Raw genomic sequence first — 13,171 nt, 5'->3', positions numbered from 1 at the left:
GCCGCGCAGCGTGTGCAAGGCCAGCCTCTGGTTTCGGTTCCCGAGCGCACGACCGCGTCCGCCGCCCGCGCGGGAAGGTCACGGCTACTACGGGGGGCGGCAATGACCGGATATCAACGGGTACAGGTGAGCGTGCACTGCTTTACGACCCCAAGAGGTTCAAGACAGGAGTGGGCTGTCCCCAGCGGTGAATGCCCCCGTCACGTCTATTGCATCCACAGGGGCATGGGTGACCGGTTCTGGCTGGGAGTGGTGCAGGCCACAGGTGGCGTTGCGTCAGGGCGCCAGCGCGGGTTGTGATAGCAAAGTCGTCTACCAGCTGCCGGGCTTGGATCAAAGCCTCGAAGTAAGTCTTAGCTGCCGCGGCTGTTGAGTCAGCTATGTGCGCAGCCACTTCGTTGAACTGCGGCCGGATCCGGTCGGCGATCGCTTTTCCGGTATTATCTAGCGGAGCACTCGACAATGGACCCTTCGCGACAAACCGAAAGGCCAATGCCCCCGTCTCGTGGACCATCGCTTCGCTACTAGACGCGATCCTTGCGGCGAATGCTGGATGTGATGCATCGGAAAGCCAGTCGTACCATTTGCTGTAGCGCTTCTCCCCGGTCATCTTTTCAAGCCTCTTCACGTAAGTGAGAACATTGGGCGCCTGTAGTCTTTCTGGAGAGCCGCTGATACGGGTCCCCATGGATGTCTTCACCAGAACAGGCGTCATCTTAGATCTCACCATTTCAGCCCGTGCTGCGCTCCCCGCACGCCCAGCCTTGGCATCAGCCCATGCGTTGAATAGAGACCTGCACTCATGCAATAGACAACCCACTTGCTCGATCAGGGCCCTCGCCGCCAAGGGTGCGGTAGTCAAGCGCCATGAGGCAATCCCGGAGACTGCGTCCGTTACGAGATCTGCACCTCTCCAAGCATGGAATAGCCACCAAGCACACAGCTGGCTGAGGAGAGCGGGATAGGTCACGGCGGCAACTGGCTGGGAGAGGGCGTGGTCTGGGACTTCATCCACTGCAAGGACCCCACCGCTCTTGAGATTCACAAACGACCAAGTCTCGCGAAGCTCGATTGCCGATCGCCGCCACCCCTCAGCCTGCGCGGGCGTCATTGGTGCAACCCAGAACTCTGTGCACCACTCGTCCCCCACCGTGGCTGTCAGTTCTTGGGCGCGCAGCGATAGGTCGACGAGATCCTGCACCCTATCGACTCCTAGAGCCCTAGTGACGCTGGAGGCGAACTTCGGTGGCATCATTCCAGCACCCTCCTCGCTTTTCATCTCTGACGGATCCTCCCACTTGAGATGGAGCTTTCAGGAGCAGTCCTACGTGCCTGCCACTCGAGAGTGCCGCCGCCGGACCCCCGATCCATGCCGCCACATACCGGCGACGAAGCCAGTTGAGGGCCCCCGGGCCCATACGCTCATGCCGCGGTGCGCCGGTCTTGTCTTCGATCGCTCAGGCGGGTGTGGCGGCGTGGCTGAGGAACCCGGTCAGGATCGTGTTGAATGCTTCGGGGTTGTCCTGGTGGGCGGTGTGCCCGGCCTGGGAATCTCTGTCTGCTCGGCGTAGGGTTGGCGGGCTGCCCAAGGCTTTGCTGACTTGGGGAAGATGCCGCCGTTGGCCTTGTCGAGTTGTCCGTAGGTGATCAGAGTTGGGCAGGGGAGCTGGTAGTTGTCCCCGAGTCCGGAATCGCGGGTGAGGCAATCGAGCCCGGCCATGATCACTTGTGTGTAGGCGTCTCGAGTCAGTGCGCCCGTGGCCTCGAGGGCCTGGGCTGTGACGTCGGGGCGGCTGCTGATCGCCTTGACCGACTCGGCTCGCATTCTTTCAAGGGGCATGCGCGCGACCCGGCCTGGTGCGAACTTGGCGAGCAGGGCGAGCAGGGCGGAGGGTTTGGCGCTGAGGTCTGTGCATCCCTCGACGACGAGGCCGCGGACCCGTTGTGGGGCCTTCGCGGCGGCGCCCTGAACGATGTAGCCGCCGAAAGAGTGCCCAACCAGGAACGCGGTCGGGGCCTCGCCGGTGTCCATCACGGCGAGCAGGTCATCGACGGCGATATCGAGGTCGAACGAGTCACCCATGGGTTGGGAGGCGCCGTGTCCGCGTAGGTCCCAGGTGAGTACACGGAAGCCGGCCTCGACCAGGGCGTCGATCTGTGGGTCGAACGAATGATGGTCCATCGCCGCGCCGTGGGTGAGCACGACGGCCGGATCGGTTCGCGACCCCGTGGACCACATGTGGATCGTCGAGCCGTGTCGCTCCACACATGTTTCGTGACCTGTCATCGGTGCCTCCTCGGTTCCGGCGGGCCCACTCCGCTATTATTCTGACAATGGAAGGAACTGCTGTCAAAAAACCAGTGCGGGGCCGGGGGCGCCCACCGCTGAGTGTCGATGCGCTCCAGTCGCGTAGCCAGCGGATCCTCGACGCCGCCGCCGACCTGGTCCTCGAGCACGGCTATGACGCGATCTCGATGGACCACATCGCGCGCGCGGTGGATCTCTCCAAGGGGACCCTGTACGAGCATTGGTCCACCCGCGAGGAGCTCTTCCTCGACCTCGTCCACCGGGAACAGGACTCGCTCGCCACTCAGGTCAGCGACGCTGCGCCGAGGACAGTGCAAGCCCTGATCAGGGAGTCTGCACGAGCTTTGCTGGAGCGCCCTTTGCTGGTCGCGGTCCTGGTCGAGAACAGCGCCATCTGGGGTAAACAACTCAAGCGGCTGCCGCCATCGATCATCTACCAGGACCGGATCGCCTCCTTCGCCGACTTCCTCTACGACCTTCGAGAGCGGGGAGAGATCCGCACCGACCAGTCAACCAGCGAACAGATCCACATCGTCACCGGAGTCCTGGCCGGGTTCCTCATGACGCGATCGCTGATCCCGCCCGCCCACAGCGTCGACGACGACACCCTCGCCCAACTCATGGCAGACACCGTCGCCCGAGCACTGGAAGCAACCACCAATAACCTGCCCGAACCCACCGCGACCCGCCTCCTCAACGCCGGGAAAAAAGCCCGAGGGAGATCCAGGACCTAGGACAGCCGACATCGCCGGGAACACCAACGGCCGCAGCCCCCACGCCGCGCGGGCCCTCGGTCCGAGACATCCGCATCTGCCGCTCTTCGCGCGAGCCGGTCGCGACCTTCGGCTGCGGGATGTATTCAATCCCAGGCTCATACCAGAAGCGAGCAGACCTGGAGGGCGATGGCTCGAAGAACTCCAGGGGATGTGGTCAGCGTCGGTACTGATTGTGGGCGTCAGCGACGTTTCTGCTCAGTTCTTGTTGTGGCCGAGCGATCGTGCGTGGAGCACTTCCTTCCAATAGCTCTCTCGCTCGAGGACGTGGGCGTCGTCGGTCCGCATAGACCAGTACTCGAGGAGCGCGAACCGCATGTTGGTGCGGTAGTACTCCTCGCCCTTGGCCTCAACGAGTTCGCGCAGGCCGACGTTGCCGCCATGGAGTGTGGTTGCGTACGTCGCCCAGCGATGCCAGATGCCGGTATCGCCGTAGGCGGAACCGACGTAGCGCTGTCCGGTCTCCTTGTCGTGGATGACGTAGACGCCCTTCATGCTTTCGAGTGCGATCCGCCAATCGGCGCGGGCCTGAGCAACGACTGCCTGCAGGTCAGAGAGGCTGTGGTTGATTCGGTCGTGCCCCGGAAAGGGTTCACCGGCGAAGGGTTCCTCGAGGATTGAGGAGACGCTCATCGCGGGGAGGACCGTTTCCATCGATCGCCGTCGGTTCCTGCCCACCAGTTTGTGGCGGATAATGAGCCGACGGATGAACGGCCCCATCAGGTCCTCACGGAGCTCGACGGTGTACGAGTCGGCTCTAGGTTCGGGTCGGCGTTCCAGGACTTTCCAGATCCCGCCGAACAGCCACAGCGTCAGGTCGTTCTTGTCCTGGGCTAGCGAGAAAATGAAGTCGCGGTTGAAGTCGTCCTTTGCGCCGCGCCACATTTGCCAGGCCTGCCACTGTTCCTGACTGCTGGCGAGGGCATCCATGGGCTGAGTGATGCCATTCCACACAGCGAAGTGGACCTTGAACGCTGACGGGTCTAGGTCTGCGGGAAGGAGTGCGGTTAGCGGGATGATCTCCATGTACTGACCATAAGACCCAGGACTGCAGCTTGATTGATCCAAGCAACGCGTTAGGGGCTCTTCCCAGATGAGGGTGTAGGTCGGCCAGGCGCGTCGGTCCGCAGATAGACGTCGAGATCTCCCGACGATGGAGGTTCCTACGCCATCCATCCGAAAGACCTCGACGTGACCGACGCTACCGCGCCGGCCGGCTTCGGCCGCCCTGACCTGACCGCCTTCGCGTCTCATCCCAATCGACCCTGATCGAGTCTGCTGACCCCCTCGACGAGAACGCAGCGACATCACAGCCACCCAACCCCGACCGTCCGGGAAGCCGGGACACGTCACATGGCCTGTGCTGCGGGCGTGTCGAGTGGGTCGTCCAGGGGGCGACGCAGGAGCGTCGACGCGACGTGCTGAGAGGTGGTTCCAGTCGAGCACTAGCACACCGGCTACAGGCATGGCGATAGGTCAGGAACGGCGTCGCTCCCTACGCAGGAGGGAGCGCAGAGTCTCGGCGTTCGCGTAGCCGACCCGTAGCGCGATCTCGGCGGAGGTGAGGTCCGTGGTTGCTGAGAGGTGCCGAGCTCGTTCGATGCGAAGCCGTTGGACGAAGCCGAGCGGAGTGAGGTTGAGCGCCGCACGGACTCGTCGTTCGAGGGTGCGCCGGCTGGTGCCGAGCGACTGCGCGACGAAGGCGACGTTGAACGGTTCGTCCAGGCGGGCGCGCACGAAGCGTTCGAACTCGACGACGATCGGGTCCTCGTGCCGGAGATGTTCGTAGGCGACGAAGGCCGCCTGCGACGGGCGCTCGTCGATGATGAGGAGCTTGGCGACATGTTGGGCCAGGTCGGGGCTGATCGATCGCACGAGTGAGAGCGCGAGGTCGATGTGGGCGAACGCGGCGCCGGCGGTGACGAGGTTCCCGTCGGCCACGACCATGGTGTCGAGATCGAGGGCGACGGTCGGATAGCGCTTCAGGAACTCCGGCCCCAGGAACCAGCTGGTCGTCGCCCGCCGATGATGCATCCGTCCGGTCTCGGCGACAGCGAACACGCCGGTGCACGCCGCGGCGATCCGGGTGGTCGCCTCGTCGAGGCGCCCGAGCGAGGCGATGACCGAACGAGCATCTCGGCTCTGGAGGGCGTCGTTGGTAGCGGCGGCCGTAAGGGTTCCAAGCGCAGGGACGACGACCACGTCGAACTCTCCGGACTCCGACAGCGGGTGGTCCACCGACAGGGTCATCGATGACGTCGTGGTCACTCGCCGTTTCGGTCCGAGGATGGCGAGTTCGATCGGGTCGATCCGCGGGTCGACATCGCCGCGGGCTCCGTCGGCCACCCGCACGATGTCGATGATCGACGCGATAGCCGATCCGAAGCAGCCGTCGATCGCGATCAGTCCGATACGCATGACGTAAACAATAGCAATACTGCCGTATACGCCACTCCCCACCGGCCCTCGCTCGTCATACGCTGAACTCGTCCCACGAAGAACCCCGATTTCAAGGAGAGTCCCTCATGTCCACACCCGCATCACTTCCGTATGCCTTCGTCGCCAAGATCGTCGCGGCCGATGGACAGCACGACGCGCTCGCCGATCTGCTCGCCGGCGCTGTCGCACTCGCCAACGAAGAAGTAGGAACGATTGTCTGGTTCGCGGTCAGGACCCACGCCGACACCTTCTGGATCTTCGATGCATTCCCCGACGAGGCCGCTCGCGACGCCCACGCCAACGGCGCCATCGTCGCAGCCCTGATGGCCAACCAGCACCTCCTCAGCGCAGCACCCGAGATCCTGGCGGCCGACGTCCTCGCGTCCAAGCTCCCGTAGTCCGCCAACGCACGAGACGATCGCGCCCCGCCGAGCCGCCGCCAGGTCGCGACACAACGCCATGCTGCGTTGCCGAGCGGTGCGAGGCCTATCGGCACACGGACAGGATGCCGGCCGCGAGCGCTCAGCCGGCGAGGGGTCCGTCGCAGAGGAGAGCGACGTCGGTGTCGGGCAGAGCCGTGAGGCCAGCGCATCGCGCGACCACCAGAACCGAACCGCCCCTGCCCTGCGTTTCCGCAGGTCAGGGGCGGTTCGCCGGAGCCGCCTTTCGGAATCGAACCGACGACCTCATCACGTCGGCTTTGCGTCTATCGCTTGATGCGCCCACTTGGCGAACGAGCCGCTGACCTGCGCAAACGCCGAGCGTGGGGGACGCCGCCATCCGGTGGTGACCGACGACGACCGACCAGTACCGACCGTTTCACCGGAGCTTGCGGCGGCGTCGAAGCCGAGCATGCTCCATTCCTTTAGCTCACCGCGCCCTCCTCTTCGCCGGCCCCGTCGTCGTCGAAGACGTTTCAGGGGTCTTCTCAGATGACGGTGTAGGTCGGCCGGGCGCGTCGGTCCGCAGATAGACGTCGAGGTCTCCCGACGATGGAGGTTTCTACGCCATCCATCCGAAAGACCTCGACGTGTCCGACGCTACCCCGCCGGCCGGCTTCGGCCGCCCTGACCTGACCGCCTTCGCTCGACTCGACGGCCTCGGTCTGAGCGTGACCGGACAACGACTTGAACCGGATCGTGCGGTCCTCGCGTGCCGCGTGGTGGAACCAGATCAGTGGTGCCGACGGTGCGGCAGCGAAGGCGCTGCGCGTGACACCGTGATCCGGCGGTTGGCCCACGAGCCGCTGGGCTGGCGACCGACCGTGCTGGAAGTTGTAGTGCGCCGCTACCGCTGTGCCGACTGCGGACACGTGTGGCGCCAAGACACCAGCGCCGCGGCGGAGCCACGTGCGAAGCTCTCGCGCACCGGGCTGCGGTGGGCGCTGGAAGGGATCGTGGTCGCACACCTCACCGTCGCCCGTGTCGCCGAGGGACTCGGGGTCGCGTGGGACACCGCCAATAACGCGGTCCTGGCTGAAGGCAAGCGGCTGCTGATCAACGACCCCACGCGGTTTGAGGGCGTGAAGGTCGTTGGCGTCTGATGAGCACGTCTGGCGCCACACCAGGCGTGGCGACAAGTACGTTACCGTGATCATCGACCTCACCCCGGTCCGCGATGGCGCCGGCCCAGCAAGGCTGCTGGACATGGTCGAGGGCCGGTCGAAGGCGGCGTTCAAGACCTGGCTCGCCGACCGCGACGACGCCTTCCGTGACGCGGTCGAGGTGGTCGCGATGGACGGCCGCGCAGGTGTTCGAGCCGTCCGTTGAGCGCCTCGGTCGGCCTGACGCCCGTCCAGTGAGCGAAGCCGAGGCGACCCTTGCCGTCCAGACGGCTGTGGCTCTTCTGGGCGCTGCCCTGGCGAGAGGTCTGCCCAGTCCCTGACTCTGCTCCACGACTGCGTCATGGCAGTGGGAGCTCCTCGCCCTGTGCGTCGACGAGCAGGGTGAGCTCGTTCGGTGGTGTGCCGTCCAAAGCCAACCCCGCGACGCGCACTGCTGCATGAGCGGCTTCGATGGTCGACGAGTACCGGACGTGGTGGTGCCCGTGGAACCAGCGGGACGCCTGCACGCCGTCGAGGATGCGGCGCATGCGTTCCTGGTGGGCATCCGCACGGACGACGGCCTCGAGTGGCCACCAGTTGCGGCGGAGCGGGGGAGGAACGTGTTGCTGCAGGCGCTCGCGAAGGAACGGGGTCGCCATCGGTGCGTCGTGGGCTACCACCACGTCTGCGCGACCGGCGTCGATGATCGCGGCGGCTTGGGGTTCGGTCAACTCCTCCTCTGGGAACCACTCGACCCCCTCTGTGCGTAAGTGCTTGTCGACCGACGGAGCGCCGCCGACGGCGAGCCACCGAGTTGAACCCCACGTCCAGCGGTACCCGGCGGGAAGTTCGAAGATGCGCGCTCCGACGGCTCTCCGGCCATCGCGGCCGATCGGCAGCTTCGCGAGCTCTGGCCAGTCCTCGTGGTTGCCGGGCACGAACCAGAGTTCAAGGCCGGCTGACGCTAACGCGTCATCGACGAGGGTGAGGTACTCGACACCGGCCCGGTGCTCGGCGCGTGGCCAGTAGCCGAAGTCGCCGACTTGAAGGATCAGGTCGGCGTCGACGGCTTGAGCGTGGTCGATCACCTCGTGGGCGGCGCGCGTGTTCATGTGCAGGTCGCCCGCGAGGAGGATGCGTTCCGGATCAGTCATGGGTTTCTCCCGGGATCGAAGAAGCTTGTGACCGACGCTACTCAGCAGCACCGACACCAATTGCTGAGAGATTCCGGTTCAGAAGTCGTCCGCGCTCTGGATCTTGCGGAACAGCTTCGCGAGATCGGCGGCACCGATGCGGATGATCTGACGGCCGCAGCGAACGGCCGAGAGCTGCCCCTGGTTGATTCTCCTCCGTAGGAAGGTCTCCGACACGTCGTACAGTGCGGCGGCCTTGGCGATCGACAGGTACTCGGGCTGGGGGTTGGGTACACGGCGGGTGGGCATGGCTTTGCTCCTTCTGTTGGGGTTCAGATGCGTGGGCCGTGCGACGGCGGGCGGGACATGGGAGGCGCGATGTCCTCGGGTCGACGATGCAGATTGATCGGCTCGACGGTCTCCCAGATCGGCGGTGCAGTGCGCTGCCGTTCGATGCGGGACGCGAGGGCGGCGGCGGGGTGGTCGTCGGGGAGCAGGCCGTCCGCGACGGCGTCTCGCACCCAACGCCGGACTGGATCGCCGTCAGCAGCCCAGGCGGCCACCTGGCGTCCTACCACCGCAGTGTGAGGATCGCGCTGCAGGTCGGGGACGGTGTCGCGCAGCCAGTTGGTCCACTGCCGAACCTCCGGGTGCTCGTCCACCAGCGCTTGGTCGAGACGGTACTGCCAACGTGCAGCGGCAGCGGCCGGCTGCGCGGCACCGGTCGGACGAAGGTCGCCATCCGAAACACCCATGGCGCATCTCCACACCGTGATCTCGGCGGCCAGCGCGGGCGAGGGTGGCAGGGGCATGTCCGCCAGCCAGGCCGGCCGCCGCTCGGCGCAGCCATTGCGCACCTCGTCCGCTAACTCCCGGACGAGCTGCTGCCTTGCCTCCACGTACACACCCCAGACCGGGTCGGCGCGCAGGCTTTCGGGAACTCCGTCAAGCCACGGCAGCGGACCACCTCGAGCGATTGGCTGCAGTCGCCACGACAACACCGCCGCGGGATCCTGAGCGTCGTCCAAACCGCCCGAATCTATCCCCCGTCGCAGCGCCTGGATCGAGTCGCCTCCTGACGCCTCGATCGTCAACAGGTGCGTGCGCAGCGCCGGCCAGGCGGCCGCCTCGGTCAGCCACAGCACCATCGAGTCGGCGGATCGTTCGATCTCCGCCATTCGATCGGCGCCCACGACCTGCTCGGCGGCCACGCCGACGGCATCGACGTAGCGATCCACCGCCGGCTTCAGCAACAGCGCCGGATCGGACTGCTCACGCAGCGACCCGACTGCGGACAGCGCCGCATCGTCCCGGCTCAGGACCGCCTCCAGAAGCTCGGTCGGCGTCGGCGGCCGGACCACCTCAGGCCGGAGCAGCGAATGCGGATCACCGTCCCCGACCGCGGTGACGTACACGTGATTGGCGTGCCGGCCACGAGTCATCATCGTGTACAGCTGCTGGCGGCTCTCCTGCCCGCTGAGCACGCCGTGCATCGAATCGACGGTCAGTCCCTGCGCACCATGGATCGTGCTGGCGTAGCCGAGCACCACATCGTCGCGGACGTACCCTGCCGGCAGTCGCACCTGCCACCCGGACGCGTTCGCCACGGTCAGACTCTGGTCACGCCCGACCGCCAGCACTGTCCAACGGTCCCCGTTGCGTACCCACCCGTGCCGCGAATACGTCAGCCGCCGCTCGTTGCGTCGGGTGACGATCGTGTCGCCCGCTGACACCCGATTGCCGTCGGCCAGCGATGCCTCGCGGCCCGGCAAGCGCCCACCCAACCGCTGCGCCCGAGCCCGAGCATTCAGCTGAGCGACCAGGTCGTGGGTCGGCGCCAGCATCAGCGAATCGAGGCCGCGGGCACGGTCCGCCACCCAGCCGGCGAACGCTTGGTCCAGGGTGGTGGTGGCGTCTCCGACGTGGACCCGCTGCCGGTCGAGGTAGAAACCCAGCGCGGTCGGACGTCCCTGCCGCAGCCCCAGCGACGCCGTCGCCTCCGCCGGATCGGAGAACCGGACCACTTCGTCCAGCCGGACGGCGCCGTGCTCGGTGGCGATCTCACACAGAACTCCGCCCGCCTCAACCGCTGAGAGCTGGTGATCGTCACCGACCAGCCGGACGCTGCCGCCACGGCTCACCACGAATGACACCACCTGTTCCAGGGTCAGGGTGTCGGCCATGCCCGCCTCGTCGATCACCACGAGAGTCCGCGGCCCGATGCCCGCCGCCCAGCCCGGCAGCCGCTCGTCGTCCAGACCCCGAGTGAGCTTGTGCATGGTGTCGGCGTGGCCGCCCAGCTGCTGGCCGAGCGCGTCCGCGGCCGCCGCCGACGGTGCCAACCCGATGACGTCGCCGCCGGCCTCCCGCCAGGCCGACGCCAGCGCGTTCATGGCGGTGGTCTTGCCCGCGCCCGCCGGTGCGATCGCCACCTGTAACCGCGACCCTGAGGACGCCATCGCCCGCACCAGCTCGACCTGTCCGTCGTTCAGCCGCACGCCGTTCGCGTGTGCCTCCAGCAGCGCCAGGTCGATGGACCGCTGACCCACGACCATGCCGTCACGACGCCCGGCGGTGGCGAGCAGCAGGCGCTCGGCGGCGAGGATCGGCGCCGAGGAGTACCTGGCCGAGCCCGCCACGACGTACATCGACGTGCCGTCCGCACGCCGCAGAGGCATCGGTTCGGGCACGTCACCGGGCATGTCCCGGGCGGTGTCCAGGGGGATGGAATGCCTGGTCAGCGCCAGGTCGACCAGGCACTGCGCCGCTGCTTCGGACACAATCCGACCAGAGCGCCGCACCTGCCGCTCCACCTCGGCACGCACATGCCACACCTGCCACGTCGCCCGGTTGCGCTCCACCACGCGGACCACCCGAGCCGCCGTCGCGTCCAGCCACGCCTCGTCCACCGGACGCCGCTCCGCCCGGCCAGGATTCAATGCGGCAGCCACCATCCGGGCCACACCACCACGTCCGAGCACGGCTTCGGCCTGCGCCGCCCACGCCCTTCGCTGCTCGGCCAGCGAGCGTGGCTCATGTTTCGCCTCCCGCGTCTCCAGGGTGGCCCGTTGACCCAGCGCGTGCTGCTCGCCGGGCGTCGGGGTGCGCCCCTGTTCGCGCTGGAAGTCGCCGACCAGCTCGCCCTGAGCCGTCCTGATCTCGAGATCGCGCTGCGACCAGCGCCGCAGCAGAGCCGGGTCGACGCCGGCGATCTCGCGCACCGGTCGGACGTCCCTGCCGTCCTGACGGTCGACGAACCGCACCCCCAAGTCCCGGGTCAGGTGCTGCTCGAGCGCAGTGTTGTAGCGCTCCGACGCGGCCACGTTGGCCAAGTAGAGCAGCCGCCCGTCGATGGCGAGCCAGTCGCCGTCGTCGACCGCCTGCACCTTGTTGGCCACCGCCACGTGCGTGTGCAGGTCGGGATCGCCGGCCCGCGAATCACGGTGCGTGAAGGCGGCGGCGACCAGCCCGTGCGTCTTCACTTGCCGGACGCCGTTGCGTCCCCGACGGGTGTACAGCGACTCTTGCTCGATGTAGCGCAAGGCGTCCGCGACAGCCAAGTCGTGGCAATGCTGAATGCGGGCGGCCGTCTGCGGATCGACCAGTGCCCACAGCGCAGACACCGACTTCACCGGCGAGAACGTCACGTCGTAGCCGGCCACGCCTTGGCGGCTCGGACGCGAGTCCCGCGCGATAAACCCGGTCAGCTCCCGCGGATTGAGCGGGGCCCGTCCGAACCTCTCCTGGAAGCGGTCCAGGCCCACCGCCGTCCGGATAGAGGCACGAACGACCTGCGTGACCGGAGCGCCGTCCGGATGTCCGTTGGCCCGATTCCACGCCGCTATCCGCCGGGAGACCTCGTCGGCGAACGCCTCCCCGCCGCTGTAGATGCCCCAGCGCTGGCCCAGCCGCATGGCGTTCTTGACGTCTCTCGCCGTGGCGTGGTTGTCCAGTGCGTCGAGTCGCCCTCGCGCCAGCGGATGATCGCCGATGCCGAACAGGGAGAGCATCTGATCCGCGGTGACCTGATCACCGGCCTCCAGGCCCTCGATGCCGACCAGACCCGAGCCCAGCCAGCGTCCGGGCGACTCGCCCTTCTGCTCGTAGTAGTCGGCCAGGCTGGTGTGGCCCTTGGTGGTGGAGTCCTGCGCGGCGACCTGCCGGGTCAGGTAGTCATACCCCGACCCGGCGGTCAGCTTGTGCAGGCTCATCATGGCCGGCACCGCCGCAGAAGGATCCTCACACCCCTTGTACCTGCGAAAACGGGGTCGATCGGGACAGATGGACGGCCATGGATGTGTACCAGGCACTGTGTGGACGATGGCACGGCAGCGAGCCGGAGGAACACAGCATTGGGTTGCACGTCCAGGGCGACGCTCGGTCCGTGCCCCACCAAGGCCACCTGGCACACTTTCACGTTGGCGCGCCGGTGTAGGGGCGAGTTGCGAAATGTCCTCACACTCCCTTTAGGCCGCTGAAATCCACCTGTTTCGGACGCTGACGCCAACTTCTTAGGAAATCCAGGGGTTCGTGGACGTGGTCGAGTCCCGATCAACGTGTCGTGAGTCGGCACATCCCCGCCGTGGCCGCCGTTGCAGCGGTCGCTTTCGCTACGCTGCCGGCGGGGGAGGTAGCGGCACCCGAGGTGTCGTCCCTCGTCCAGCTGCGGGGTCCCTGGACGGCTGCCGGAGGTGGCGTCGATATCGTCCGTCTGTGACGGCAAGACCACCCACCGGACGTTGGTGAGGTCCGTGGCCGGTCCGCTGAACATCAGCAGCGTCCACCGAGGCGCAACAGATCACCACGTCGTCGTCGCAGGGTTCCACCGAGTTGCTGATCGTGACCTTCTCCGGCGCGGTGATCAAGTCGGGAGCGAACTCGGTGGGGGCGGCGATCAAGGTTGACGGGGTGACGGTGGGCCGACCGAGCAGGGCTACTCCTACGTGGTGTACAGATCCTCATGGGGCACCGCTGC

Annotated in this window: 10 protein-coding genes and 1 pseudogene; 3 read left to right on the top strand and 8 right to left on the bottom strand. The window is 66.7% G+C overall.

Annotated elements, in window-relative coordinates:
- Positions 1-142 precede the first annotated feature (142 nt).
- Both OIE40_RS11310 and OIE40_RS11305 read right to left on the bottom strand, forming a co-directional pair.
- Positions 143-1,279: a hypothetical protein gene (locus OIE40_RS11310; RefSeq protein WP_264701728.1), complete on the bottom strand. Its 1,137-nt coding sequence runs from the start codon at positions 1,277-1,279 to the stop codon at positions 143-145.
- A gap of 213 nt (positions 1,280-1,492) precedes the next feature.
- A complete protein-coding gene (locus OIE40_RS11305) occupies positions 1,493-2,287 on the bottom strand; it encodes an alpha/beta fold hydrolase (RefSeq protein ID WP_264701729.1) in 795 nt (264 codons plus the stop codon).
- Positions 2,288-2,334: 47 nt separating this feature from the next.
- On the opposite strand from OIE40_RS11305, the gene OIE40_RS11300 reads away from it, so the two are divergent.
- Entirely contained in the window at positions 2,335-3,042 is a 708-nt protein-coding gene (locus OIE40_RS11300) for a TetR/AcrR family transcriptional regulator (protein ID WP_264701730.1), read from the top strand.
- Between the two features lie 237 nt (positions 3,043-3,279).
- Here OIE40_RS11300 and OIE40_RS11295 read toward each other — a convergent pair whose 3' ends face one another.
- Complete coding sequence (locus OIE40_RS11295) at positions 3,280-4,107, bottom strand: GIY-YIG nuclease family protein (RefSeq protein ID WP_264701731.1); 828 nt, start codon at positions 4,105-4,107, stop codon at positions 3,280-3,282.
- A gap of 450 nt (positions 4,108-4,557) precedes the next feature.
- Positions 4,558-5,499, bottom strand: a complete 942-nt coding sequence (locus tag OIE40_RS11290; RefSeq protein ID WP_264701732.1) for a GlxA family transcriptional regulator — start codon at positions 5,497-5,499, stop codon at positions 4,558-4,560.
- Between the two features lie 107 nt (positions 5,500-5,606).
- Here OIE40_RS11290 and OIE40_RS11285 point away from each other — a divergent pair, with 107 nt between their 5' ends.
- Complete coding sequence (locus OIE40_RS11285; protein ID WP_027020518.1) at positions 5,607-5,918, top strand: putative quinol monooxygenase; 312 nt, start codon at positions 5,607-5,609, stop codon at positions 5,916-5,918.
- Between the two features lie 291 nt (positions 5,919-6,209).
- On the opposite strand, the gene OIE40_RS11280 is transcribed toward OIE40_RS11285, so the two are convergent.
- The gene (locus tag OIE40_RS11280) at positions 6,210-6,374 is read right to left on the bottom strand and encodes a hypothetical protein (RefSeq protein WP_264701733.1); all 165 of its coding nucleotides are present in this window, start codon (positions 6,372-6,374) and stop codon (positions 6,210-6,212) included.
- Positions 6,375-6,550: 176 nt separating this feature from the next.
- Between OIE40_RS11280 and OIE40_RS11275 the strand changes: the two are divergent.
- Positions 6,551-7,277 (top strand): annotated as a pseudogene (locus tag OIE40_RS11275) (transposase); the annotation flags it as partial.
- Between the two features lie 145 nt (positions 7,278-7,422).
- Here OIE40_RS11275 and OIE40_RS11270 read toward each other — a convergent pair.
- Genes OIE40_RS11270 through mobF form a run of 3 tightly spaced genes read right to left on the bottom strand, consistent with a single transcriptional unit; the run spans position 7,423 to position 12,410 of the window.
- Positions 7,423-8,274, bottom strand: a complete 852-nt coding sequence (locus OIE40_RS11270; RefSeq protein WP_264701734.1) for a metallophosphoesterase family protein — start codon at positions 8,272-8,274, stop codon at positions 7,423-7,425.
- Positions 8,275-8,295: 21 nt separating this feature from the next.
- A complete protein-coding gene (locus tag OIE40_RS11265; RefSeq protein ID WP_105184541.1) occupies positions 8,296-8,505 on the bottom strand; it encodes a helix-turn-helix domain-containing protein in 210 nt (69 codons plus the stop codon).
- A gap of 23 nt (positions 8,506-8,528) precedes the next feature.
- Positions 8,529-12,410, bottom strand: coding sequence for a MobF family relaxase (gene mobF, locus OIE40_RS11260; RefSeq protein ID WP_264702320.1), 3,882 nt, complete (start codon positions 12,408-12,410; stop codon positions 8,529-8,531).
- Positions 12,411-13,171: the final 761 nt, after the last annotated feature.

This window comes from Micropruina sonneratiae, from assembly GCF_025972045.1.
Taxonomy (GTDB): domain Bacteria; phylum Actinomycetota; class Actinomycetes; order Propionibacteriales; family Propionibacteriaceae; genus Micropruina; species Micropruina sonneratiae.
This window is presented reverse-complemented; position numbering and strand designations above follow the sequence as displayed.

Coding starts and splice junctions, on each gene's coding strand:
- OIE40_RS11265 (WP_105184541.1), bottom strand. CDS start 8,505: ATGCCCACCCGCCGTGTACCCAACCCCCAGCCCGAGTACCTGTCGATC.
- OIE40_RS11295 (WP_264701731.1), bottom strand. CDS start 4,107: ATGGAGATCATCCCGCTAACCGCACTCCTTCCCGCAGACCTAGACCCG.
- OIE40_RS11300 (WP_264701730.1), top strand. CDS start 2,335: ATGGAAGGAACTGCTGTCAAAAAACCAGTGCGGGGCCGGGGGCGCCCA.
- OIE40_RS11305 (WP_264701729.1), bottom strand. CDS start 2,287: ATGACAGGTCACGAAACATGTGTGGAGCGACACGGCTCGACGATCCAC.
- OIE40_RS11285 (WP_027020518.1), top strand. CDS start 5,607: ATGTCCACACCCGCATCACTTCCGTATGCCTTCGTCGCCAAGATCGTC.
- mobF (WP_264702320.1), bottom strand. CDS start 12,410: ATGATGAGCCTGCACAAGCTGACCGCCGGGTCGGGGTATGACTACCTG.
- OIE40_RS11290 (WP_264701732.1), bottom strand. CDS start 5,499: ATGCGTATCGGACTGATCGCGATCGACGGCTGCTTCGGATCGGCTATC.
- OIE40_RS11280 (WP_264701733.1), bottom strand. CDS start 6,374: ATGCTCGGCTTCGACGCCGCCGCAAGCTCCGGTGAAACGGTCGGTACT.
- OIE40_RS11310 (WP_264701728.1), bottom strand. CDS start 1,279: ATGAAAAGCGAGGAGGGTGCTGGAATGATGCCACCGAAGTTCGCCTCC.